Source organism: Izhakiella capsodis (assembly GCF_900115045.1).
Lineage (GTDB): Bacteria > Pseudomonadota > Gammaproteobacteria > Enterobacterales > Enterobacteriaceae > Izhakiella > Izhakiella capsodis.
In genome coordinates this window covers 1-22,457 of sequence record NZ_FOVC01000005.1, presented here as the reverse complement: position 1 = coordinate 22,457, position 22,457 = coordinate 1, and the positions used below count along the sequence as shown (strand labels likewise).

Below are 22,457 nucleotides of genomic sequence, written 5' to 3'. Positions count from 1 at the left end.
CCCGCCGTAGCGGGTTGGGTAATTGAAAGGTAGTGAATCCGGTCAGCTAAGTCCCTGCTCAATACTCATTCCTGCTCCGTGGATAAACACAGCCACATCGTGAATGGTAGTCAGGTGAATTTTAAGTATCTCTAAATCTACCCACCCCTCATCCTGCATGGCCCTTAAATCGTCAATCGCAGTTTTAGCAACATCAATGACTGTGTCAGAAAGCTTGAGTATTCCTTCATGGAGATATCCAGGCTCAATTTCACCTCCCTTGATAGAAACAACATTCATTAGAAAATCCTCTTCAAAATAATGCTGTTAACCTCTCGCCACGCCTCAGCAGGCCATGCCTTAACCGTCCCATATGTTTCATCAGGAACGTCTTTGGCACTTAATCCGTGTTGCTTACACCACTTACGCATTGGGTAAGGGCTATATTTCGTGCCGGTCTCACGCTCAACAGCTTTAATTGTTGCAAACTTCGAGCACTCACCCAGCTTTTCAGCCAATGCATTAGCTCGCCGCTTCTCAACTGATGCAGTTGCCATAGCAGTGGCCTCGCGCTTTTCACCAATCCACGCTTTGGTTTCTATGGCTCGGTCGCGCTGCTCGGACAGTAAGCGATTCTCTTTCACCTTCGCCAGCAAATCCTCAAGCGCATGTTCATAACTAAGTGGCAGAACCGATGCGGCCTGCGACCTAAAGTAGGAGTACTCTAGTTTCTCAAAGAAGTTCCATGCTTCATCGGTGTCGACAATCTTGGACATACGCGCTGCGCCCTTCTCTGTCCATAGAGTTAAAGACCTGGCGCGTTTACCAACAGAGTAGCTTTCATTTACTCTGTTCTTAAATTCCCTTAGATCTGAACCAGTTAAAGAAAAGTAATGAACGCCAGCAATAAACCTGTTCTTATTGTTGCTCAGATTCATACGGATATTGACTTCATCGGTGCCATAGCCTGATGCTAACGACTCCGTTGTCACCACCCGAACGCCATCCCACTCAATAACAGGCAGCGCATGGGGATCGACAGCATGGTTTGTTTTTGCTACATTAAAACCAGTTGATGAAGATTGTTGCATGTAAGACTCCAATCAGTAGTTGATGTAGACCGCCAGCTACCCACTGGCGGTTTTTTTTCAGTTCAGATAATGATTAACCTGATCCCGTACAAATTCTCTTTTCTGTTTATCGTCTAACAAAAAAACAGCGCCCTTGTGTTTCATCCAGATTTGCCAACTATCCACATCATCAACCGTCTTATCCAGCCCAAACATTTTGATTTTCACTTGCTTCCCATTTTCAACACGACAAAGTACCTGATAGGAAAGCGGAGCTAAGGCATTCTGTTGGTCATCTTTGCCTAGAAACTCACCTTCTATTGGCACCCTTGCGGCCAGTGACAATGCTTCAGTGAATTGTTCTTCATCGATTTCTTTGTATGAACACCCGAAATGAGATTTCAGAGACGACCAGAGTGTGATAATTGCTTTGGCCTGTTTATCCTGCGGAAGACTACGCCCACGACTCAGCACCAGTTGTTTGATGGCTTCCTGTTGTTCAGAAGTGATTTTGCCGGGAAGTGCTTTTTTTGCTTTGCGCGGGTTAGTTACCAGTCCTTTAGTCCAGTATTCGTAGAGAACGTCGTCGCACTCTTCCTGATACTGAATGACCTTGTCGCGGATCTCAGGCTTAACTTTGTTTGCGCTAATGGTCTGAAGCCAACCGTTCAGCTTACGAAGAGCAAGGCAAAGCATTGATTGTTCGCCGCCTTTTGTAGGTATCATGATTATCCTGACCCCTTTAGAAAAGCGCGATTTAAGCTTTTCTGCTTGTCCCTGATAAGTTAGTCCCATACCGTCAATAATTGGGCGCATTGGGGTGTACGCTTCATTATTTATACTGACAACATAGAGTTCTGCTCCGTGAAAAGGTACGTTGATGGTCGATGTTGCGGTTGCTATACTTGACATTGTTAGTTCCTCGGAAGTTACTGACACAGAAGCCCCGTTAGTGTTGACGCACTGCGGGGTTTCGCCGTTTTTACTGACCATTCGCTCTTTCCTCACGCAAGCTTTTAGCCAAGCGCATGATGATCGCAGAGTTTAATGAGATGAAATCCATGCCGGCCTTTTCCTCTAATTCTTTCCTCATTCGCTCAGGTAAATTCAACGTAAACCGACTGCTTCTGTTCTGACTGTGTAAATCGTTACTCATTACGCCCCCATATATGCACCAAATTGGTACTATAACCAATTTATCACCATTCAAAGATATGTCAAGTTGGTGCTATTATGATTTTATTGATTCTTCTAACTAAGCGATTTAACGAGCATGAGTAAGTTTCCTAGCCAAGAAATGGACAGATTCAATGTTCGATTACCTAATGGAATGCGTGATGCCGTGGCTGAGAAGGCCAAGAAAAGCGGTCGATCTATGAATTCAGAGATTATTGCGGCCCTAGAGTTCTGGCTTTCTAGCGATATGCATGACAGCTTGCAACAAAAGGAAACTGACAGAGTAATCCGTATAGCCACCAAAGCTTTTGCGGAAGAGATATCCAGAAACTACGATTTGTTTCCTAAGGGTAAAGGCAATTAATACAGATTCTGTGCAGGGAAGAAGAATGATGTTACCTGAAAGTCTTACATATCTTACAAACGCTGATTTAAATGACCTTTCCGAAAACGCTTTGGTTATGGTCATACCTATTAGTAAGTCAAAAAATTTCCCTTTAGTGGAGTCATACGCTGGCATGATGAAATCTGCCAAGTGCATCGTTAACGGAAGGGAAGTTATCACATGTCTTGCGGATCTTTCATCGCCAAGAGACTGTGATTTATCGATGACTATAATTAATGCCGCGCATAACTGGAAAGGCTTCGAGGTTATAGCAAAAAGAAAAATTGTTTCATCTTTTAGCTACTACCAAGTTATCCCTTGCATTATCGAGGCCATGCAATGCAAAAACAAAAATGCTCATTGCCACACAAGGGTAAACAACGCATCTTTTTTGAGAACCTATGCACTTCAACCTTTAACTCTACTTGAGCAACAAGACCTTGAGGTCATACTTCCATGTAAATTGGCTAGCTATGGTTTTTTCGATCCCAAAATTGATGCAAGTCTAGAAGACCAGTATCAGGCTCTTGCAGTATCAAGAGGGGTTCACTGGTGCCCTAACTTTGATGCGTCATTGATAAAGGTTTTCGACAATAAAAATTCTGAGAAATCGATTTCTGACTGCGGAATAGAAATTGTTATACAGAACAAAAAGCCCTCGGAATGAGGATTGATGTAGCGATTATTTGTTTTCGCTTTTCCTGTAAAATGGAGACCAGGCTGGCCCACCTCCGCAGACATAGCCAAAAAATAGCGAAACTATGGGCCATATCAGGAACCCGAAGTCATGGATGAATACGTTAAACTGTTCCAATATTATTCTCCTCTGATTACTACCACCATCTAATTTGACCAATCAGGTAACCTATGGCAGTGATTAGCATCACTACCCATATCAATACAAACTTCCAGTCTGGTAATTGCTTAATCATCAGTCGCAACTCCCGTATCATTTTGCTAAGATCTAACACATGTTCCTCGTTAATCCGCTAACGCTGGAAAGCAGAAAGCCCCGCTTCGCTTGCAACGATCGGGGCTTTCGGTTTTGTGAGGTAAAACCCCCTGCACAGAACAGGGGCGGATATTAACTAAAGTGCTGCGGCGTAAAACGTACCGTCATTGAAGGGGTAGGCATCATCAGCAAAACCAAAGTATGGCGGTACAAGCTGATAAGCAGTTATCCGAACGCCCTGTGGCACGGGCAGAACGTCATAGTTCTGTAAGATAGATTTTTCATACGGAGCCAGTGCAAACTCACAGACAATCCCCATCGTCATTTTTCCGTAGTCAGCACAGAACGCCCGCCCACGCCCTTTAAACAATAGGGACAGGAAACGGTTTATCTCCGGTATCGTGGCAATGCTGATGTTTGAGAAAGCTTTTGCGAGTATCAGTGTGCGATATGCTTCATCGGTTAATCTGACCGTTTCGGTTTCCTGCACGCCGGGATAAAAAGGCTCATCGTTAAACGGCGACGGATAGTGTTTCGCATCGCCGTTATCTGCCTCACCAAAGCCGAATGAGTTATTTTCAATCTCTGCCTGAACATACCTTGAGATATTGACTATTTTTCCCCACACGTCCAGCCCATAGGTTTTATTAGTCGTTATATCCCATACTTCATCGATAAATTTCTCTGTGAAATCATCCAGGCTGACAGCCTGACTGAAGGTATCTATCACGGAGAGTAATTTACTGCTTGCTGAATATTGCGTCAGTATCGTCTCTTTCCAGCTCACACTTTCACCACTTCAATATCGTCAGCCTGAATTGTCGGGATCTGGTCAATGCCAGCAGTCACAGATTGCGCCCATGTTTTACCGTCTGCGGAGATTTCAACAGACAGGATATTCATGTATTCGGGAGAGATTGAAATAACAGGCGCGTAGTAGGTTCCGCTGCTGATTCTTGCGCCAATTCTGGCTTTTGTAATTCCGTCATATTCTCCGTTGAATACGCCAGCGACCATCGACTTAATTTGTGTTGTCACATCGGATGGAAGGTTGATTTTATCGTTCGCGATCCTGACTCTGAAAAATACTCTCAGCGGCTTTGCGGTCTGCCACTGAATGGTGTACTGAGGATATGGCGGGCTGTAGTTTTCCTTATCTTCAATGATATAACTAGTGTCGCCGTTAAGATTGACGCCGGGATTTTTAGTTGAATATATCGCCGTTGCTATGTCAGCATCAGAACCGCCATAAACACAGGCATAGAGTGAATGGCTTTTTACCGAATAAGATGTGACGCCCTGATTTACTGCGCTATCTTCCCGGTTTGACCAGACATAAGCATCCAGTACGCCGTTTGTTGCCAGCAATGCCGCCAGTGTTGAGGCGTCTGTGTTCCTGCCGTTTCGTGCGACTGACTGCTTGCGGCGCGTCTCAAAAGCAATGCGTGACTCAACATCAACCCCGACGACGCCGGGAACGGTATTATTTATCGTGTCCCATCCCGGCACGGCGCGATAAATCTGATTCAGTGCGCCAACGGCACAGGGCAGCGGCCCGGTTGTGGTGTTGACGAATTCAGTATCGACAGTGCCACTGGCCGGAATTGTGGCGGCGTTGATGGACTGATAAATATAGCCGCTGGTGTCTGTGGCCGTGCTGCCTGCCGGGATGAGGGTCCCCACTTTTCCTGTGCATGTAGCCGTTACTACTGTTCCCTGTGCAGCTATACGCTCGATAAAATAGAGTCGCCCAATTCCGTCCTGAAATCTTCCAGTGGCGAAATCCGGGTTAATCTGATTAAAAAGGCAGAGTAATTTGTCATAGTTCTGCGCGATGATTTCCGTGTCAGATTGAGCAATCTGCCCCTGCGGCGAGCTTAAAGACTGGCTGGCACCACCTCCTAGCGCAGTTGCCATGTCAGTTAGCCTGCCTGCCAGAACATCTGCAATGTCAGGAACAAGCAGGCCATTTTCAGTGATTGTTACGTCCGGTACTGCCGTTTCAATTATCGTCATCAGAATGCCTCCGGGAAACCTCGGCCTTCAGGCCGGGGAGCAGTCAAAAAGTGGCCTGCGCTACGTTTCCGTCTTTATCAGTGACGCGAATAGTTCCGCGCACTGTGCGCGTTGTTTTGTCAAAAAAGATGCTGGCCAGCGCCTCATCAACGACAGAAAGCTTTTTTGCCTCTTCCTGCATCTTTTGCGCGATAAAACCCGCCGAGGGTCGTTTGCCCATGACATCCGTTTTCCACGGAATGCCGAGCGTGTTGTCGTAAAAACACTCGCCTGCGAACACAAGGCATGAACTGGCGACATCCTGCGCCACGGAATACGCCCCGTCTGCCACGGCAAGATACCCGTTGCCATCAAGCATTAAATCCCACGTTGATGTATTCAACTGCATGTTTCGATAGGTCATGTCGGCTTGTCCGTTACGCCAGACGTGACAGCCGAACCGCCCGTCTGCACGCCGTTGATAACGTGCTTGTGCTCGTCGTAGCTGTCACGCAGTGATTTAAGTGAAGCGCCCTGAGAGCCACTATTGTCTGTAATGTCGCCGCCTGCGATTATGCTTCCCGTGACATGCACAACCGGCGTTGTCAGCGTGACGCCCTCTGGCGCGGTAATGTTGGCCGATGAGCAGTTGATGTTTACCGGGTTTGGAGTTCGAATGTTTATTGATCCGTCAGCGAACTCTATTACCTGATTTGGGATAGCGTTAAGCAAGCCGCCCAGGTAAATGGCGTCTGACTTGCTGTGTCTGCGGTTACTCCCCGCCGCCGACTCTTTGCGATTTGCTCTGACAAGCGAGGTGTCGCGGTCGCAAACGGCAATCATGCCAATGTCTCCAGGCTGAGGATTCATTATAATGGCGCTCGTTCCCCGCTGAAACCTGAAAACAGGCAAGTCATAAACTGTCGAGCCGGGTATGATTGCGCCTGCCTGGTCTTTTCTTGCCACCAGCGGCAAAACATCGACAACCAGGTCAGGGGCCTCTCCCCTGATTTCCAGCACTTTAACTATCTCAATAAAGAAGTATCCCGACAGAATTCTGTCGACAGCAAAGGCCATGGCCTCCGCATCGTTCATTTGTGCGCTGGTCGGCGTGAACTGGTTATCTGCCATTTTTCTGATCCTCCGTCCTTTCCTTCTGCTCTCTGTTTGCAACACACACTGAATGCCACGATCCGGACGAGAGCCAGGAAGATAATTCGTGGCTAACTGAAGTGAGCTTATATTTTCCGCTCGCCCACGGGACCTCTGTTTTCAACTCGATGACACGCCCGATTTGCAACAAAGAAGAATATTGCGTCTGAAACATCACGCCGCCGTTGGAAAACACCGGATAACCAATCAAACCATATTCTTTGGATATATAAGGGGTTACATCATCCCTCTTACTGTCAGATTTCCAGAATGCAACTTTAGCGGGCGGAGAAACCTGCATAGCTAACCCGTAGGCGATGCAAATCTGATGAAGCTGATCGAGTACGCTTCCCTCAAAATGAGGACTTCCCGATGTTTTCATGCCTTTTATACCGCTAAATTCAGCGGTATAACCCGCCGCGCTGCATACAGAACTGATAACGTCAGTCAAATCCTGAGCGCCACGCGCTGAGAACGGGCTGACCGCGCGGCTCTGCATATCCGCATTTGCAGACGCAGCGATCATCAAGCCTGCCTCCGGAGCAAGGTTCATGTTCGCTATCGAAGCCGTCATAACGCCATAGAACACAAGCGCGTCATCGGCATAGATGGCCATGTCGATTTTCTGCTCAGAGCGTAAGAAATTGCCGTTTGCCTTACCTGACAATTCCGCTATACGCTCAAGGCTTAGCCCGTAAAGCGAAACATTAGCTGTGGTCCCGGTCATGCCGATGACTGAGCCAAGCGAAGCGGTGGATTTGATATTGTTAATGGTGATTTTGTCATTACCGGCATCATCAAACTTTGTCGTCTGATTGATGAATTCGTATCTGAGGGCGTGTTGCTTATACAAGTTCGCTCTCCTCCAGATAGTAAAGAATGAAGCGTGAGCCAAGTCCCTCATAAGCCGGATCTCGCTGTCCGGTGTTGTCAATGAAAACCAGATCGCCCACAAATCCGAGATATGAATAACCGACCAGCCGGTTGCCAAACAGACACGGAACCCCCTGCATTACCGGATTCCCGTTAACCGTCAAATCCATGTAAATAAAACTCTCGCGCTGTATTAAGCGTATAACGCACTGTTGACCAGCCAGCACTACAGACAGCACCTGCGACTTTTTGGGCTGAATAGTTATCGTCTGCACAGTCACTTACTCCCCGGCCCGGTGAGATTTTCACTGATGTTTTTCACCAGCTCAGACGCCTTTTTTGTTGCGCTGGCGGCAACATCAACGGATGCTGTTTTGACAGTATCAAGCGCACTTTGAAAACCACTCGTGATCGGGTCTGTTATTTTTTGAGCAATATCTTTCACAGATTCTTTAAGAGATGACCAGGACTTGCTTAGATCATCGACTGTGGCAGGTTTTGACGCCCCCTCTTTCTGTGCGTCACCCGTGCCATTCGCTCCTTTACTGATCTCGTCTTTAGTGGGCTTTTTATCCGCCTGCGCCCCCGACAGCGTCACTTCCATCTGTTGAATCACTTCCTGGAAATAAAGATAAATCCTCAGCATTGTCACGCCATGCTGTGAATTAACTTCGTATGAATGCTCAACGAGATCATAGCTCGTTAGTGTTTCTTTGGGAGTTTCAATATCGTAAGTGTTAGCGGTTTCCAGCATCGATTTAAGGGTTCTTAACACGCTGCTCTGGCTTGTGAACGTCAGATCGAAAATGTTGGGAATGCTGCCTGAGAATCCTGTCAGGCCAGAAACGATAATTTCACATCTTACAGTCGCCGGGTCTTTGACTTTATTGATGCTCTGATACTGTCCCTTCTCTACCGGAGCCGTTGTTATCTGCGCCCTGCCTTCCGGCTGTATAGAGGACATTCCGCTAAATTCCAGCGCCACACTACCAGTTTTACTATCCCGGATGACGTATTGTGGGTGCAGAGCGCTGTCAATGATTGAAAGCGGAGAACCGCCGCCGATAGCATTAAATATGTCGGCTGTGTTGAGGTCGATGATGCTCATGCTTTCTCCGGACGAAAAAAACCCGCATAAAGCGGGTTATAAGGGTAAAGTGGAGAGTTGGCTGTTATAAATCATTTTACAGCGCTGGCGAACGCCTGATTATTTCTACTTCTTACAAGCTGATTATTCAGGCTCTTAGTAATCGAACCAACGGTGCTTGCATCGGCCTGATTTACTTCTACTTTGTTAACGTTGTTAGTAATGACTGTCGAATGGGTTTTATTATATGGGGGTAATCCATTTTGCATTCCTCTCATGTTGTAATCGCTCATAACTTTTCCTGCATACTCTAAACTTTCTGTCGGTCTTTTTATGAAACGCCCATTATTGTTAACAAAGCCTTCTCCTCTGCCCTGGTCGATCCATTTTCTTGTGTTACCAGGCCCCCAATTGTAGGCTGTCAACGCATCCCCTACATTGCCGTCAAACATTTTCAGAAGTTTGGAGAGATAGCTCTGTGCTGCGGCTCTTGACTTCTGCGGGTCCAGCCTCTCATCAATACCATTTGCAACTACGAGTCCTTCACTTTTCGCCGTTCCGGGCATCAGCTGATAGTCACCCACAGCACCCGAAGGACTGAATAAATTAACCCCTCCGCTGGACTCCACTTGCCTGACAGAGTCCATCATTCGCCCCATATCGAAATTTTTCAATTCCAGGCGTTGCCCTTCAGTAACGTTTCCATTTGTTGAAGATAGCATTGTTCCGAAGGGTCCAGAAATCGAGTTCCAGGCAGATTTTGCTCTTGAATCCAGCCATGCATCAGCCTTGTGAGCGCCGCTATCTATTGAGTCCATCCACGCGGTCATTTTGTCTGTAGCGGCTTTCCCGTTGGGTATCCAGCTACCTATGCGAGATATGATGTCTTTGATGAACTGAACAAAATGTCTCCATATCGCTTCAAATTCAACGCCAACTTGTTCCATGATCGACGTAAATTCCCTTATTGCCTTCTCAATCTCTCCAGGTGACTGATTAAGCGCCTTATTGAATTCATTCATTGCTTTAACAAGCCAGGGTCCGAAGGCGACTGTGAGATTGTTTTTTGTTGTTTCCCAGGTCGTATCCAGCCCCTTTAAGGTGCTAAGAAGCTTTTCCTGTGCCTGAATTTGCTCTGCTGTAAGCTTCGACTTTCTCGTTTCTTCATCAACCAGCTTTGTGAGTTTACCGGATTTTATACCGCTGGCATCATTGGGGTTATATCCCAACGCCGAAAGTGTTTGCATCAAATCTTCGGTACTGTGATTTCTCCCATAGCGTTGCAACTCTTTCAAAGCTGACTGCGGATTACCCAGCTTCTGAATATCAATCCCGGTTCTGGCTCCAATTGTCAGTAAGTTTTGTGCATCACCGGTCAACCCTCCAAAAATGGTCGGATTATTGATATTTGCCAGTGCTAATCTCGAATTTATTGTCCTGTGAAGAAATGACTCGCCATCAAGCCCCGCTCTTGCAAACCCATTACGAACACCGATCACATTATTAGCTGTTCCCCCGAACAACCTTGCCATATTGTTAGCCTTCACAATGCTTTCCGCTGTTGACTGAAACATGCCCTTTAGCGCGACGAGTCCGGCTCCGAGTGCCAGAAACGCACCAAAAGCAAGCCCCAGTCCACGAAACGCTGTAACAGCAGTACCTGCACTCTTACTCATCCCCTCAGAGGCATCTGAAAATGATTCACCCATCCCTTTGCTGGAGTCAGAAATCTGATTTTTGAGTTTTCTTACCTCTTCAGATACCTTTCTTTTTCCGTTGAGAAACTCATCGGCTTTTATCGTGACCTTATAAGCCAGCTCGTCGATAATCATGTTTTTTCCCTATGTTTATGCCACACACGCTGGTTGAAGTTCTCAACAGAAATTATCTCCAGCAGGTTGTACATATCTGCTACAGAAAGCCTTTCCTGAAGGTCAAGATAAGAAGCTTTACCAGAGCAGATAACGGCACTGAGGGAGGGGGATATATTTGCGGGAGTGACTAGTTTTGCCGGCAGAGATTCATCTTCAAGATATGGGTACTTTACTCGCCGGCGATCGTTAAAAAATCAAAATTCACTTTGAAGACGTTGTCCAGTAAAGCGCGAATGGTTGATACTTCTTCAAAGTCCAGATTTCCTTTCACTTTGCGCCTTTGCTGCTTGCCGTCGTCTTCAATAACTATATCAACGGTCGACATCATGCGATCGCGCAAATCACGGGCAATCTCAGGAGATGAGGCAGACAGAACACTCAGCCCAACCGTCGCTAAACCCGCACATCCCATTGAAATAACATCTGCCGGTATTCCTGTAAAATTGGCCTCACCCATCGCCCGGAAAATATCCTGCGCGAGTGTTTCAGCATCCCACGCCGACATTTCTGTGATGATGAACTCTTTACCCTTATCGCGACTTTCATTTTCAACAACATAGCTGATTTCTTTACGTGCCATCAGATTGCGCTCCGTGTGACTGATTCAAAATGAAAAACAGCAGGACGTGGCTGTAAAATCCGCCGACCTGGCGGTGTGGGCGTCCACGTATAAAGCACGCCGTTAACAAAGTTCCACTTAGCATTTAACGCCGGAACAGTGAGAACCGCATTACACGCAAATGCAGAAATAGCCGTGCGCTCTGCGGCCATCCAGTCATCGATGAGGCTGCTGGCGTTGGATGTTGCCATTAAATTAATAGTGAATTCAGTGGGATTGAAGATGAAGCCAGCATGGTATTTACCATCTGCCGACATCATATCCTCTTTATTTTGCAGTGCAGCGGTCTCAAACATGTTATCAGCGGCATAGTCGTCTACATCAAAACCGCCCGGATAGTAAGCGGGTACGACGATGCGCAGCTTTGAATTAGCACTTGTAATATCTATTGGCATTTTATCGTCTCTCAGAGAATGGCGGTTGATGACATAGTGATGCTCTGGATTAAGCCACCATCTACGTAGTAAAAAATGACACCCTGCAAGTCACGCGCCAGACGCGCCGCGCCGGTCTGCGTTGGGATGTAGAGAAACCAGCCCTGTGAGTAGAGCGTCGCTGAGATATCTTTTCCAACAGTGTTGTTAACAATGCGGGTCTGCGCGTTGTCGAGCGTCACGCCGCGTTGTATTGCACCGAAATTAAGAGCCTGCTGTGCAACATCGATGACAGCAGCAGAGACAGCGGCATAGCCAGCACTGTTAAAGGCATAGGACTGATTGTTAGTAAACAAACTGGCAAAAGCACTTACCAGATTCGCATTAATCCAGACCTGATTGACGAATGTATCCAGCCACAAGAATTTACCCGTGATTGCGCCGTTGGATGCATACTGCTTCATCGTCTTGTTGAGACTATATGAGCCATAAAAGTTGTAGCCGTTAGACTTCAGAGCCTGCGCAGTCGCAAGATCACTGACATTAGGCTCAATGCCCGGAAATTCCCGGAACTTAAATGAGATACGCCCGTTTTTGCGACTAAAATCGACAGAGGCAGCGTAAGCCAGTGCGGTGACCGCGTAGAGATATGAGCCATAAACAGGGAAGACGTTTTCATAACCGTTTGCCACAACAACATTCTGGACGAAACACTCAGCGTTGTTCGCTACTGTCCCGGCATTAGTTGAATCATGAACAACATAGCCAAACCTGTTGTGACTTGCGCTCGCCCAGCTGCACAGTTCCTGTTTCTGGCCATCTGTAAGTTCAACCAGTGAGCTGAATAGAATCCAATCCTGATTCTCATTGATAACGCTGTTCATCGTGTCTGTGAGCGATGTTGCAGCAGCGCCGGGGGAAACGACGGCAGCCGTTGCGGCTGTCAGCAACAGCGCATTAGCCAGCGAACCAGCAATAGCGTAAGACACTTCACTATCAGCGCCGGTCGTTGCTGAACGGATGATGAAACGATTTGCCAGCGGCAACCAGGCAACATGCACTTTACTTTCACCGATGCCCGCTTCAATTTTTGCGGCGATATCAGAGAAGCTTGTTGCTGAGGAAAGGTCGATTGATGCGCTTGTCGTGGATGTACCATCGACAATGAGTGTCAAAGTACCGGCTGAGGTTTCTTTCAGGGCTGCGAGGGATGCCCCTTTCAGACTCCCGGACAACAGATAACCGGCTGCATCTGCGGTTACAATACGCTGCAAAAATAACTCGCCTGGGATAACCGTTGAGTTATCGTAGCCGTTGAAATATTGTTGCGCGGCTAGATACTCTTTCGAGTTGCTACCCATCAGCGCTGCCACATCAGCGGCGGCAAAATACGAAGCCACCTTGCCCACCGGGACAAGCTCATTGTCGGTCAGCATCAGGCCGTTAGCATCAACCGCTGAACCGGTCGGCGTTACGACATTGGGCGTGATGGAAAAATCTTTAGATAATGGAATAGTCATATATCAACCTGTTGAGTGGATATTTCTGTTTTGTCGAAATAGTCCTGCGGAAGCGACACGGTAATGTGAGATTGCAGCGAAAGAGTTACGATGTATCTCTCTTGCCACTGACTTTCGGCGTTAATCATCGGAGCCTGGATGGCTGCGGATGAATAAAGAGGCGCTAATCGCAGGTCCAGGGCTTTAATTGCGTCAAAGCCGTAGCTACTGGTAAATAACGTTTCAAGCGCGATAGCCCGATCGCCAGCATTTGCGCCATAGATATCTACTTGTATATCGGCCTGACGGACTTCTGTATAACCCATTGCGCTGTCTGTTGGGCTTCCGGTGTCCTGCATGATATCGCGTGCCGTTGACAGCCGGGTAAATCTGAGCGGTGTCATGATGCAGAATTCGCCTTTCGGCATGGGAATTCTGTCAACCTGTGCCTGCTGAACTTTCCCGCAAATTGGCTCAACGAAATCAGCCAGGGTGTCGATGATGTTGTCAAGGGTATAATTGATCATGTTTCTACCTGCATACAGACCAGCAATCTCGACCAGTCCGGCCACAATTCCAACGGTTCAATGACAAGCCACGTTTTGCCATCGACGATGAACAGATCACCACCCTTCTGCATCTCACGGTTAACGCTGTAGAAGCTTCCGTTAACGTGTATAGACTTAAATAACCCCTGAATATTAAGCCCGTCTACGTGCTGCAGGTCGCCTTTAGTTAGTGGCTGAAACTGGATTGTGATCTGTTCATCTGGTGCATATTGCGGGATTGGTTTTCTGCCTGGGCCCATCACCTCACCTATGTAACGCTTTGCGATGGCCGGGATGTTTGGGTTAATGTTCGCTGTCGCACGATTAGCTATTTGTCTCAGGTTCAATGTCGCTCACCTCGTAACTGACGTCGCCAATCATTACCTTGCTGTCAACGAGCGGCTTAGTGGATTCAGTGGGGCGCTCTTTTCTGGTGCGCCTGATGTGCAGAGTTGTCGGTGAGAGGGCTGGCTCAACCAGCGTTGCTATAGACTCCTGAACGTCACCCTGTATTTTTGCGCCGATTAGCTCAAGCACCTGCTCAACCGGATACCCGGCACGCACGCCACGCGCCACTGCCTCAGACCACTCCTTTTCATGCAGCGCTATCGCATTACGAAAGAATGGTCGGGGCGGCTGATTGTTTTCTGGAATTCCATACTCATTATCTGTTGCCACAGATGCAACTGACGTGCCATCTGGATATGTAGCCCCATCGATAAAGCCAACCTTTACCTGTTTAGATTCAAGCTGCGCAGCCACTTTGTTAAGAAAGTTTTCTATCAAATCAGCCATAAGGACTCCCCGGATAATAGGCTACCATCCGGTAGACTTTCGTTGCCTGCCAGAAGTCGAAGCCATACGCGCTTTGCGTATACCATGCGCTTGATCCACTCATGGCCCCAAGTTCAGACGACACTGAAACGCTACCTTCCGATGCCGATGACAACCTCCCCACCAGTCCTGATCCACCATTGGCCTTAGCATCGCCATATCGCATGTATGACAGATGTGCCATAAGCAGATAGAGCAAACGCTCGCGCTTATTGACATCTGTAATTAGCGAATATTCGGTGTTGCTCAGGTAATCAGTAGCAAAGTCAAAGAGGAGGGAAAGTTGTGCATCGGTAACGTTAGAGAACTCAGGAAACATGGCGCGGAACTTGGGGATATCAAGCACCACTATTGCCATCGTTAATCCTTGTCTGGCTGAGTCTGCTGTTTGTTTGGATCAAGCTGCTCAAGCCCTGTTTTCTGGTCTTGTCGTTCTTCAGATGCATCCTTTGCTGATTTATCATCATTCACGGCAAAAACGAGGCCGTTTTTAATCAGCAACTGGTCAGCGAATGTTTTCTCAAATCCTTCCCACAGACCAGCCGGAACGTCGCGAGTAATGCCAAAGCCGTTAATCAGCAATGAGTCGTTGGCTCCTGCCAGTGTCACGATCTGGCCTTCATGGCTGATAGTCAGGCCAGCGGGCAACTTGCAGCCAACGACATATTTTTCAGGTTTAGCAGCCATTTAAGCCCCCAGCATTTGCGCGAAAAGGAAGGGCTGAGTAATCACAGCGCCATAGGTGGTGCCTGAATATTTCTGTTTGTAGTGTGAAAGTTCGGTAATCAGCGGATGAGCACGCAGTTTTTCACTGAATGCCATAAAGCCAACTTCCTGCCCCTGCGCAGTCTCAACAAACATCTGAATAAGCTCTCCAGCGGAAGTGCTGTATTGTGGGGCCGTCTCAATACGCATGTTTGGGAAAGCTTTCTTCAGCATATCTTCAAGCGAGGTTGCGAATACTTCATTTGCTGATTTGAGATTTACGCTGAGCTTGTTTGACATCGCCAGCACAATATTTGATGACATATCAACACCGTCACCTACGATGCCATTTGTCCGTGTAACCAAATCTTCGTACAAAGCAAGAATATCATTATACTTATCAATAACCTGCTTATCCTTCCACTGAATTTTACTGTTTACGCTCAGTGGTGTAATCGGAGCCGGTAGCTCCGGGTCGTTCAACAGTCCGTAGTTGCGAAGGCCAGCAATGCCGTAGAAATAGAACTTATTCTGATCCTGGTCTAAAACGTTGACAGCGGCACGTTGTTTTTTAGCCGCATATGGGAGCATAGCCAGCCCGTATCGTTCCTGCTCAAGTTCGCCGTACTGCACCACTGTCTGATACCGATATACGTCCCGGTTCTCCCATGATGGCGTCACCTGCACCGCTCCCTGTTCGCTGTAGTCGTCATAAGCTACAGTGTCGCCGGTTTCTTCGATGCGCTGGATCATGAAACTGTCCTGCGCCCATGTACCGCGTTTTTCCTCCCGCCCCAAAATCGCAACAGCGCGGTTTGGCGTGAAAAGAGTTTCGACAATGGTCGGGTCAATAAATGTAGAAACAATTGCCGGAATACCGCCGTTAGCGGGTAAGTTTGGCTGAGGATCGGCGTCCATAGCGAGCCTGTTAACTGTCGAAGGGAAGCTAATTCCCTGTGCACTGGCAACTTGAATGAAATCATTAAATGATGGTCGTGACATTATGCTTTACTCCAGGATGAGATAATTACCAGGTCACCGACTACGGCCCCTTGCGATACATACCAGTCAGTTTCAACATGACCGGTTACAGTTGCACCAGCTGCGCCAGTAGCGATTGTGCCGTCAGTCACGCTGGCGAATACCTTCTGGCCTTCAGTGGCAGCAGTTGAGGATTTAGCCCAGAAATCACCGCCTACTTTGGGTGAAATTTCCACCCCGCCACGAACCTGCATACTGTCGCTCTCACCATAGCCAATTGTTGCCTGTCCAAGATTCTGAATAAATCCAATAGCTTTGGAATCTGCGGCAGGAGCTACGTTACTAACAATCCGTGGATCTGTAGCATCGCGAAAGACAAATGTGCCGATAGTTACGCCAGCAGCGGCAGTTTTGAATGCTCCTGGGCCACCAGCAGCGGCAATAATTGGCGCACTTGATGCTGGGTGACCTACCTGTCCAACGCCACGATACATGCCTACTGATTTCTGAAATGCCATGTTATTTACCCCCGCGAATCATTTTCAGTACTTCTGATTTGGTGTCACCACTCACAATGTGCGGTGTTGAATCTTGTGCAAGCGCTGCTGGTCGAGCGTAGGCTTTAAATACTGATCTAAGAGCCGAAACCGGTAAAGCGTCATGGTCATTACAGCCCAACTGTTTCAGCGCAGTACGATAAACATCTTCAGCACTATCGCAGGCCAGATCGCCGACTATCGGGCGCACATCCCGCTCAGCCTGACGCAATGCAATATGACGCTCTTCAACGCGCTTAACTTCACGACGAATGGCGGCATCCATCGCTAAGCGACTATCGTTAGCCATTTTTTCTTTATCTTTTTTGTCATCTTCATCCTTAGCTGCTTTTTCTTTATCCTCGTGCTCTTTTTTATCCTCTTCGGTTTTTTCATCCTCGGCGCGGCGCTCTTTATCTTTGCTTTCCTCGCTTTCATCTTTAGCGGTCTTTTCCGCGTCGTCTTTGATGACTTTGCTCACTTCTTTCTTAACTTCATCTGGATCAGCATCACTTGCCAGCTTTGGCAGAATGTAATTCCACAGCTTGTCGAGTTTTGACATTATTTTGCTTCCTGTAGGTTTGGAGTCATAAACAAACACGTCGGGGCCAGCCCGACCACTTGGCACGATTGCCACGTGATTACAAACGATGTCGCGCATAACTCCATCGTATGCCTCTCCCTCGTACATTCCGGGCGTCATGTCGAGCCGGTATCGATACGAGGATGAAATTTCTTTCTGCCTTTCTGTCTCTACGCCCATAATGGAATCAAGGTCATACAGAGCCATTGAGTTGTAGAGGTATGGTGGTTCGAACTTCGCGTCGGTGCCCATTGAGCCAACAATGAACTCTTTCGGCGGGTCGATAACGTTGAATCCCAGGTGTTTATTGAGAACCGGCTTATTGTTGAATGTCGGCGCGGCTTTGCGTAATTCTTCGGGGTCACGCAGCAGGCGATATGCTTTATTCTGGATAAGTCCTAACGCTTCAGAGTCAGGAATTTCGTGCCCGTAATAAACGCATACATTCGCTTTGCTGATGGGCGTCTTGCTTACGTGAAGCATCCCGTCAGCGTCATATCTGCGAACACTGGCCTTATCAAAGGCAAACTTCACATCATTCATGTTGTTACCTTTATTCAGGCAATAAAAAGGCCGCATGAGCGACCTTGTGTTGTTGGTTAAATCAGAATGGCAAAACTGGCCGCCAGGTACACCCGCAATTCGGCAACTGCCCAGGCATGATGTATTCGCCGCCAATTAGACAGCCCTCAGCCAGCTTGAATCGCTTCCGCTCTTTACCTGCTTTAACGTGACTCTGACGAGGCTTATGACCGCCTCCGCTGTGTACCCATTCGGCCTCAACTATACCTGCGGCCTGCTGCCTTGCTGATGAAAGAGCGCTGGTTGCTTTCCGTGTCTGGTCGCGGGCGATGAACTCTGCTCTGCGCCGTGTAATGCCGTGCCGCTTGCCGAAACTGGCTTCAATCTCATCAGCAAGCTGCTTACGGTCACCACCTTTTGCCACTGCCCGATATACCATCCCTTCAATCTCGGTAAAGTATTTTTCGGGTATCGAGCGAATCAGCGACACGTTCTCAGCAATCATTGCATCAACTTTTTCAGTCATCGCCGGAGTCCACTGCATATTGATAGTGAGTGATTCTTTCCGGAAAGAGGCCAGTAAGCCGCGATCGACAGCCGACACAGTTTTCTTCAGAAGATCATCAGATATGGGCATTGCATTTTTGATGAATCGGTCTATCCATTTGCGGGCCAGCGCATCGATAGCACGCTTGACCAGTTGCACAGGGTTAGCATCCATTGCCAGTTGCGAGTCCTCTGCAAGTGGATTGCTGAGGATGATTTCCAGCACCGCTTGCTTCACGTCATCATTCATAGAGCGGATTTCAGCAAGCAATTCACGCTGATACCACTTTATGTTTCCTGCGTTATAATTGACTGCTTTCAGGCTCTTCCTCTTCTTCCGGCTCATAATCACCTTCCAGTGTTTCGAATCCGGCGTTTTCTACGCCCTTAAGCGCCTCTCGCGCCTCTTCCGAACTGACTAGTTGACTGTCAGCAGCAACTGCGACTGTCTCAACGCGCAGTTTTGCAATTTCCGCACGCTCTTTTTCGCTGATTTCGTCAAGAGGCCTGAACTCGAAATAAATGTCGTCGTTGATAGCGCCGAACTCAGAGAGCTGGATAATTTTGAAGATATTTTCAAGCGGGCGGCGCATTTCTCCGTCCTGGTAACCAGATACCGTTTCATGCCACGTATCTAACTCAGAGTCGCCGGACGCATTCAGCCCAGCCGGGGCATTCCCCAGCAATTTAAGGTTAGTAATACGAGCGGGCATACAAAGCTGATCCTGATAATTTGACAGCAGGTTAGATAACTCACTCAGAGATGTTTGCATTTGAAGCAAGTCTTCTTCCGTGTCCAGCGCCCATATTCCAAAATTGTCCTGGTATTGCGTGAATAGTTTAATGCGTTTATCAAACTGCCCAGGCTCCTGCAGACGTGCTTCCATGTCAGTTTTTAGCGCTCGCATGCGCAGCGATCGAAGAATCTTAATCACGTTTTTTTTTGCGTCGCGCCAGTCAGTAACGTAATCCTCCATCAGCTGCGTCAGCGACAATCCCCCGAAGCAGTAAGACGCTTTAAGAATGTCCGGCACTGGCCGACTGACAATATCCATGAATCGCGACTCATGGACGGTATCGCCCATTACGTACCACGCTTGGGGCTTATAAAACCCCGGCTGCAATGGCCATCGTGTGTTATACATCGCTGGATAAACCCATGTCGGATCAACAATTCGCAACCCTTTAAGCGAACCTTTAGTAATTTTTCGGGGATCAAGAAAAAGCGGTTTTGCTAGTTCATCACCTGCTGCTGCGGTGTCGATGTAAATATGTGCTACACCGAACATTGAGTCATGACGAACAGCTTCATGCATCAGACGCTTGATGTCATATTTCTCTAGTGCTCGCTCCATGTCATCGATCGCCGGATCGTGGTCGCCATCCTTCCGACTTTTGACCTCAATCCAGTTTCTGGTCATCTCGTCAGCGAACACGCTGTGCATATTTGCGTATTCTACGTGCTGGGACATCGCGGCCAGGGCAGGATAACCACGGAATGAGGAATATTCAGTACCTGCATAAATCGCGTTGATAGCATCGTATGGCGTTGCATCCATTGCAAACGTGGCTTTTTCTTTTCCACCAGGAATCACGCCGGGCAGCGGCTCGTATCTTTTGAACTCAGTAAACGGCTTTTCATCCTTAGCAACAGCTGCATAATCGAGGTGCATCTGTGTAATCTTTGCCACTTCCCGTCGAGTTGCTGGCGCTGTTTTTCGTCTTGTCATTGAAGTATCTCGTCAGGAATGTGAAACGGCTTATGAACGGGAGCGAAAGCCATAATCAGCGAGTCAGCCATATTTGTAGACGGTATGCCGCGCTTTTTCATGTCTTTTTTGCTCTCAACTTTCACTCGTCCATTGTTGTCATAGTCGACCCAAGGGCGTGACAATTCAGCTTTAAGATATTCAAGCTGCCTGATGCCGGATGAAAGACTTATTAACTGGTCGTCGCTGAACTGCTTCACAAACTCAGTATCTTTTGGGTTCGCCTCAAGATGTTTAATTACGCGCCAGGTGTTATAGAACCGGTCACGCACACCCCACCATGCCTGAGCTTTGATGTTTGAGAACATGTCTTTGTTGGTCTTACCGTCTGCGTATTTCGCGTCAGGCTTAAACACTGATTCACCGGCATTAAATCCTGTGGCAGGAATGCGACATACGCGCTTCAGATGGGCTTTAACGCCAGCGCCTACGCCGATTGAGTCGTAAACAATCTCACCAGCCCTAGCCTCTTCTGCGTAGTTTTTAACGCGGTCGGCAGATGTAATGACATCGCCTTTATTCCACTGATTGCAGTCCAGGACAACTGAGCCATGAGCCAGAGTTATTGCGTTGCTATCCTCACCCTCATCAGCCACGTCAAAGCCGACGCGCTTTTTGCCAGAAGGTGTAAATCCAATTTTCAGATGAGCATCAATAGCAGCCGCTATCCATGAAGGCTTGATGATTGCCATGTCGCTGTCAGCAACCGGCTCGCCTTCCCAAATGTGCAGGTAAAGGTCGTAGTCGCGTTCTTTGCACTCAGCCATCTGTGCTGGAAGTGGAGACTCATGGAAAAACGGGTTGTTGTTGTAATTTGCCTTGAGCACTATTGCGCCAGAGGGCGGATTAACAATGAATCGCTGGTATGTATCGTCGAGTATATTTTTTGGGTTAAAACTTACCCATATTTCTGAATGCTTATCACCGCGAATTGAAGGAATGAGTACATCCCAAGATTCTTTAGTTACTGCTTCGGCTTCTTCAACCCAGCAAATACCAACACCCTGTATTGATTTTATTTTTGTGACATTATTTTTTATTCCAGAAAATACAAAACTTGCGCCTGTTCCGTGATGCACGATTGTATTTTTCTGTATTTCAAACTCTAAAGAATAACCCAGCCTTTCTATAGTCTCACATAGCAATCTGTGAACTGAGTCGCTTATCGACCCCTGGAATTCACGCGTACATAAAATCACTGTGTTTATTCGTCGCGCTACTTCTACAGCCAACTCAGCAAAGAAGTATGACTTCCCACTTCCCCTTCCACCGTAGGCCACTTTATATGGGGCGCTTTCTGCGAAGGGACGGAAGTAAGGATTAGCCACTGAATATGTCCTTGATTGACTTACGCTCTACTTTAATGCCGCCCGTTAGCTCGACTACGACTTTATCAAGCCCGGTCAGTTTCGCTTTACCCATCGTCGCAGCAACGGCGGCGGATGATTGCGGCGTCTCTGCAGCTAATGCGGCTTTCCTCGCTTCTTCCAGCTCTTTAATTAGCGAATCAACTGTAACGTTGTGTCTTTCTTTAATTTCACTTTTCAATTTAGATATCATTGCCGAAACCTTGACGTTATCTAATACCTCTTTGGCTTTACGATTTACGCTTTCTGGCTTCATCTTGTCAGCGGCATACGATAAGCGGTACGCCTCCGACGCGTTACCCGTTTCAATGTATGCCCGACAAAAAGCCTCTTGCTTAATTGTCAGTTCTGCCATTTAGAATTTCCTGCTAAGAAGTAAGTATTCCGCCACGGGTCGCACAGTAAATTAACTCTGCTATTTCGCTGATTGGCAGTTTAATAATCTGTTGAAGTTAAAAGCCGTTGTGAAAGTGGCTCTCGATTATTTTTTAGTGCTGGAGAATATTGAGCGTAAAGCACTGTAAATGAGGTATGAACCTATGACGGTTGCCCAGGTAATCGGAATTACTGCATTGAACCCTGCAGCATGTGCAAACATGTTCCACGCATTAAGTAGAATCCAGCTGAACAACAGGCCAATTGTTGCCGCACCGATAAAAACCAACGCAATCAGAAGCACAGCCTGACTCGTTGATAGTCCTTGCATCTTTAAATTCATCACATCAACACCTTATTTTTCTGATACTTTTTCGCCCATGCTTTCGCTATGCACAGGCAGTCATCAAACATCTTTCCTTTTGCGCTGGCTGAAGCTGAACGGCGGTAATGGTCTACCGCCCGATCAGCGCTTATGCGGGCTACTGTATTGTCAAAGCCCTGCTTAACCAGCTCAGAGATGACGTTTTTCTCTATGAACTGTATTGGCGTCATGCGGGATCTCCATCGGGAAAGTTGCCCAAGTCTGGTATTTGTACCTGTGACAATTCAGCGATGACCTTTTGCACCGCACGGATTTTTTTCAAATGACCCTT

General features: G+C 47.6%; 30 protein-coding genes and 1 pseudogene. 2 read left to right on the top strand and 29 right to left on the bottom strand.

The window, feature by feature from the left end; translation table 11 throughout:
- Positions 1-42: 42 nt before the first annotated feature.
- The 4 genes from BM191_RS08955 to BM191_RS08940 all read right to left on the bottom strand — a co-directional run bounded on the left by BM191_RS08955 (position 43) and on the right by BM191_RS08940 (position 2,205).
- Positions 43-279: a hypothetical protein gene (locus tag BM191_RS08955; protein ID WP_092877330.1), complete on the bottom strand. Its 237-nt coding sequence runs from the start codon at positions 277-279 to the stop codon at positions 43-45.
- Entirely contained in the window at positions 279-1,070 is a 792-nt protein-coding gene (locus BM191_RS08950) for an ORF6N domain-containing protein (RefSeq protein WP_092877328.1), read from the bottom strand. Before BM191_RS08950 ends, BM191_RS08955 begins: the two co-directional genes overlap by 1 nt.
- A 57-nt stretch (positions 1,071-1,127) precedes the next feature.
- Positions 1,128-1,961, bottom strand: a complete 834-nt coding sequence (locus tag BM191_RS08945; RefSeq protein ID WP_230479570.1) for a phage antirepressor N-terminal domain-containing protein — start codon at positions 1,959-1,961, stop codon at positions 1,128-1,130.
- A 70-nt stretch (positions 1,962-2,031) separates the two neighbouring features.
- Positions 2,032-2,205, bottom strand: a complete 174-nt coding sequence (locus BM191_RS08940; RefSeq protein ID WP_092877327.1) for an Arc family DNA-binding protein — start codon at positions 2,203-2,205, stop codon at positions 2,032-2,034.
- 117 nt (positions 2,206-2,322) lie between these two features.
- On the opposite strand from BM191_RS08940, the pseudogene BM191_RS17110 reads away from it, so the two are divergent.
- Positions 2,323-2,449, top strand: a pseudogene (locus tag BM191_RS17110) (Arc family DNA-binding protein); the annotation flags it as partial.
- A 165-nt stretch (positions 2,450-2,614) separates the two neighbouring features.
- A complete protein-coding gene (locus BM191_RS08930) occupies positions 2,615-3,277 on the top strand; it encodes a hypothetical protein (protein ID WP_092877323.1) in 663 nt (220 codons plus the stop codon).
- A gap of 421 nt (positions 3,278-3,698) precedes the next feature.
- On the opposite strand, the gene BM191_RS08925 is transcribed toward BM191_RS08930, so the two are convergent.
- The 25 genes from BM191_RS08925 to BM191_RS08805 all read right to left on the bottom strand — a co-directional run bounded on the left by BM191_RS08925 (position 3,699) and on the right by BM191_RS08805 (position 22,356).
- On the bottom strand, positions 3,699-4,349 hold the full coding sequence (locus BM191_RS08925; protein WP_092877321.1) for a DUF2612 domain-containing protein: 651 nt from the start codon (positions 4,347-4,349) through the stop codon (positions 3,699-3,701).
- Entirely contained in the window at positions 4,346-5,578 is a 1,233-nt protein-coding gene (locus BM191_RS08920; protein WP_092877318.1) for a baseplate J/gp47 family protein, read from the bottom strand. Before BM191_RS08920 ends, BM191_RS08925 begins: the two co-directional genes overlap by 4 nt.
- A gap of 43 nt (positions 5,579-5,621) precedes the next feature.
- A complete protein-coding gene (locus tag BM191_RS08915) occupies positions 5,622-5,981 on the bottom strand; it encodes a hypothetical protein (RefSeq protein ID WP_092877316.1) in 360 nt (119 codons plus the stop codon).
- The gene (locus BM191_RS08910; RefSeq protein ID WP_092877314.1) at positions 5,978-6,688 is read right to left on the bottom strand and encodes a phage baseplate protein; all 711 of its coding nucleotides are present in this window, start codon (positions 6,686-6,688) and stop codon (positions 5,978-5,980) included. Before BM191_RS08910 ends, BM191_RS08915 begins: the two co-directional genes overlap by 4 nt.
- Positions 6,678-7,562: a hypothetical protein gene (locus BM191_RS08905; protein WP_230479566.1), complete on the bottom strand. Its 885-nt coding sequence runs from the start codon at positions 7,560-7,562 to the stop codon at positions 6,678-6,680. Before BM191_RS08905 ends, BM191_RS08910 begins: the two co-directional genes overlap by 11 nt.
- Positions 7,555-7,857: a phage baseplate plug family protein gene (locus BM191_RS08900; RefSeq protein ID WP_092877629.1), complete on the bottom strand. Its 303-nt coding sequence runs from the start codon at positions 7,855-7,857 to the stop codon at positions 7,555-7,557. Before BM191_RS08900 ends, BM191_RS08905 begins: the two co-directional genes overlap by 8 nt.
- A 2-nt stretch (positions 7,858-7,859) precedes the next feature.
- Complete coding sequence (locus BM191_RS08895; RefSeq protein WP_092877310.1) at positions 7,860-8,690, bottom strand: phage baseplate protein; 831 nt, start codon at positions 8,688-8,690, stop codon at positions 7,860-7,862.
- 71 nt (positions 8,691-8,761) lie between these two features.
- Complete coding sequence (locus BM191_RS08890) at positions 8,762-10,501, bottom strand: lytic transglycosylase domain-containing protein (protein ID WP_092877308.1); 1,740 nt, start codon at positions 10,499-10,501, stop codon at positions 8,762-8,764.
- A gap of 211 nt (positions 10,502-10,712) precedes the next feature.
- On the bottom strand, positions 10,713-11,123 hold the full coding sequence (locus BM191_RS08885) for a hypothetical protein (RefSeq protein ID WP_092877306.1): 411 nt from the start codon (positions 11,121-11,123) through the stop codon (positions 10,713-10,715).
- Entirely contained in the window at positions 11,123-11,557 is a 435-nt protein-coding gene (locus BM191_RS08880) for a phage tail fiber protein (protein ID WP_092877304.1), read from the bottom strand. The genes BM191_RS08885 and BM191_RS08880 overlap by 1 nt, the downstream gene beginning before the upstream one ends.
- 11 nt (positions 11,558-11,568) lie before the next feature.
- Entirely contained in the window at positions 11,569-13,056 is a 1,488-nt protein-coding gene (locus BM191_RS08875) for a DUF3383 domain-containing protein (RefSeq protein ID WP_092877302.1), read from the bottom strand.
- Entirely contained in the window at positions 13,053-13,562 is a 510-nt protein-coding gene (locus BM191_RS17105; protein ID WP_230479565.1) for a phage neck terminator protein, read from the bottom strand. The genes BM191_RS08875 and BM191_RS17105 overlap by 4 nt, the downstream gene beginning before the upstream one ends.
- Positions 13,559-13,930: a hypothetical protein gene (locus BM191_RS08865; protein WP_092877300.1), complete on the bottom strand. Its 372-nt coding sequence runs from the start codon at positions 13,928-13,930 to the stop codon at positions 13,559-13,561. The genes BM191_RS17105 and BM191_RS08865 overlap by 4 nt, the downstream gene beginning before the upstream one ends.
- Entirely contained in the window at positions 13,908-14,378 is a 471-nt protein-coding gene (locus BM191_RS08860; protein WP_092877298.1) for a hypothetical protein, read from the bottom strand. The genes BM191_RS08865 and BM191_RS08860 overlap by 23 nt, the downstream gene beginning before the upstream one ends.
- Positions 14,371-14,775, bottom strand: coding sequence for a DUF4054 domain-containing protein (locus BM191_RS08855; RefSeq protein WP_092877296.1), 405 nt, complete (start codon positions 14,773-14,775; stop codon positions 14,371-14,373). Before BM191_RS08855 ends, BM191_RS08860 begins: the two co-directional genes overlap by 8 nt.
- Positions 14,776-14,777: 2 nt before the next feature.
- A complete protein-coding gene (locus tag BM191_RS17100) occupies positions 14,778-15,104 on the bottom strand; it encodes a hypothetical protein (RefSeq protein WP_230479564.1) in 327 nt (108 codons plus the stop codon).
- Positions 15,105-16,124: a major capsid family protein gene (locus BM191_RS08845; RefSeq protein WP_092877294.1), complete on the bottom strand. Its 1,020-nt coding sequence runs from the start codon at positions 16,122-16,124 to the stop codon at positions 15,105-15,107.
- Positions 16,124-16,621 carry a structural cement protein Gp24 gene (locus BM191_RS08840; RefSeq protein ID WP_092877292.1) on the bottom strand — a complete coding sequence of 166 codons (498 nt, stop codon included), beginning with the start codon at positions 16,619-16,621 and terminating at the stop codon, positions 16,124-16,126. Before BM191_RS08840 ends, BM191_RS08845 begins: the two co-directional genes overlap by 1 nt.
- Before the next feature lies 1 nt (position 16,622).
- Entirely contained in the window at positions 16,623-17,765 is a 1,143-nt protein-coding gene (locus BM191_RS08835; protein WP_230479563.1) for a DUF2213 domain-containing protein, read from the bottom strand.
- 61 nt (positions 17,766-17,826) lie between these two features.
- The gene (locus BM191_RS08830) at positions 17,827-18,636 is read right to left on the bottom strand and encodes a phage head morphogenesis protein (RefSeq protein ID WP_230479562.1); all 810 of its coding nucleotides are present in this window, start codon (positions 18,634-18,636) and stop codon (positions 17,827-17,829) included.
- The gene (locus tag BM191_RS08825) at positions 18,593-20,020 is read right to left on the bottom strand and encodes a phage portal protein (RefSeq protein WP_092877288.1); all 1,428 of its coding nucleotides are present in this window, start codon (positions 20,018-20,020) and stop codon (positions 18,593-18,595) included. The genes BM191_RS08830 and BM191_RS08825 overlap by 44 nt, the downstream gene beginning before the upstream one ends.
- A complete protein-coding gene (locus tag BM191_RS08820; RefSeq protein WP_092877286.1) occupies positions 20,017-21,387 on the bottom strand; it encodes a PBSX family phage terminase large subunit in 1,371 nt (456 codons plus the stop codon). The genes BM191_RS08825 and BM191_RS08820 overlap by 4 nt, the downstream gene beginning before the upstream one ends.
- Positions 21,380-21,781: a terminase small subunit gene (locus BM191_RS08815; RefSeq protein ID WP_092877284.1), complete on the bottom strand. Its 402-nt coding sequence runs from the start codon at positions 21,779-21,781 to the stop codon at positions 21,380-21,382. Before BM191_RS08815 ends, BM191_RS08820 begins: the two co-directional genes overlap by 8 nt.
- Before the next feature lie 126 nt (positions 21,782-21,907).
- A complete protein-coding gene (locus BM191_RS08810; protein ID WP_143088811.1) occupies positions 21,908-22,147 on the bottom strand; it encodes a hypothetical protein in 240 nt (79 codons plus the stop codon).
- Positions 22,144-22,356, bottom strand: coding sequence for a hypothetical protein (locus BM191_RS08805; protein ID WP_092877280.1), 213 nt, complete (start codon positions 22,354-22,356; stop codon positions 22,144-22,146). The genes BM191_RS08810 and BM191_RS08805 overlap by 4 nt, the downstream gene beginning before the upstream one ends.
- Between the last annotated feature and the right edge of the window lie 101 nt (positions 22,357-22,457).

Coding starts and splice junctions, on each gene's coding strand:
- BM191_RS08955 (WP_092877330.1), bottom strand. CDS start 279: ATGAATGTTGTTTCTATCAAGGGAGGTGAAATTGAGCCTGGATATCTC.
- BM191_RS08950 (WP_092877328.1), bottom strand. CDS start 1,070: ATGCAACAATCTTCATCAACTGGTTTTAATGTAGCAAAAACAAACCAT.
- BM191_RS08945 (WP_230479570.1), bottom strand. CDS start 1,961: ATGTCAAGTATAGCAACCGCAACATCGACCATCAACGTACCTTTTCAC.
- BM191_RS08940 (WP_092877327.1), bottom strand. CDS start 2,205: ATGAGTAACGATTTACACAGTCAGAACAGAAGCAGTCGGTTTACGTTG.
- BM191_RS08930 (WP_092877323.1), top strand. CDS start 2,615: ATGATGTTACCTGAAAGTCTTACATATCTTACAAACGCTGATTTAAAT.
- BM191_RS08920 (WP_092877318.1), bottom strand. CDS start 5,578: ATGACGATAATTGAAACGGCAGTACCGGACGTAACAATCACTGAAAAT.
- BM191_RS08915 (WP_092877316.1), bottom strand. CDS start 5,981: ATGACCTATCGAAACATGCAGTTGAATACATCAACGTGGGATTTAATG.
- BM191_RS08910 (WP_092877314.1), bottom strand. CDS start 6,688: ATGGCAGATAACCAGTTCACGCCGACCAGCGCACAAATGAACGATGCG.
- BM191_RS08895 (WP_092877310.1), bottom strand. CDS start 8,690: ATGAGCATCATCGACCTCAACACAGCCGACATATTTAATGCTATCGGC.
- BM191_RS08890 (WP_092877308.1), bottom strand. CDS start 10,501: ATGATTATCGACGAGCTGGCTTATAAGGTCACGATAAAAGCCGATGAG.
- BM191_RS08885 (WP_092877306.1), bottom strand. CDS start 11,123: ATGGCACGTAAAGAAATCAGCTATGTTGTTGAAAATGAAAGTCGCGAT.
- BM191_RS08880 (WP_092877304.1), bottom strand. CDS start 11,557: ATGCCAATAGATATTACAAGTGCTAATTCAAAGCTGCGCATCGTCGTA.
- BM191_RS08875 (WP_092877302.1), bottom strand. CDS start 13,056: ATGACTATTCCATTATCTAAAGATTTTTCCATCACGCCCAATGTCGTA.
- BM191_RS17105 (WP_230479565.1), bottom strand. CDS start 13,562: ATGATCAATTATACCCTTGACAACATCATCGACACCCTGGCTGATTTC.
- BM191_RS08860 (WP_092877298.1), bottom strand. CDS start 14,378: ATGGCTGATTTGATAGAAAACTTTCTTAACAAAGTGGCTGCGCAGCTT.
- BM191_RS08855 (WP_092877296.1), bottom strand. CDS start 14,775: ATGGCAATAGTGGTGCTTGATATCCCCAAGTTCCGCGCCATGTTTCCT.
- BM191_RS17100 (WP_230479564.1), bottom strand. CDS start 15,104: ATGGCTGCTAAACCTGAAAAATATGTCGTTGGCTGCAAGTTGCCCGCT.
- BM191_RS08845 (WP_092877294.1), bottom strand. CDS start 16,124: ATGTCACGACCATCATTTAATGATTTCATTCAAGTTGCCAGTGCACAG.
- BM191_RS08840 (WP_092877292.1), bottom strand. CDS start 16,621: ATGGCATTTCAGAAATCAGTAGGCATGTATCGTGGCGTTGGACAGGTA.
- BM191_RS08835 (WP_230479563.1), bottom strand. CDS start 17,765: ATGAATGATGTGAAGTTTGCCTTTGATAAGGCCAGTGTTCGCAGATAT.
- BM191_RS08830 (WP_230479562.1), bottom strand. CDS start 18,636: ATGAGCCGGAAGAAGAGGAAGAGCCTGAAAGCAGTCAATTATAACGCA.
- BM191_RS08825 (WP_092877288.1), bottom strand. CDS start 20,020: ATGACAAGACGAAAAACAGCGCCAGCAACTCGACGGGAAGTGGCAAAG.
- BM191_RS08815 (WP_092877284.1), bottom strand. CDS start 21,781: ATGGCAGAACTGACAATTAAGCAAGAGGCTTTTTGTCGGGCATACATT.
- BM191_RS08805 (WP_092877280.1), bottom strand. CDS start 22,356: ATGACGCCAATACAGTTCATAGAGAAAAACGTCATCTCTGAGCTGGTT.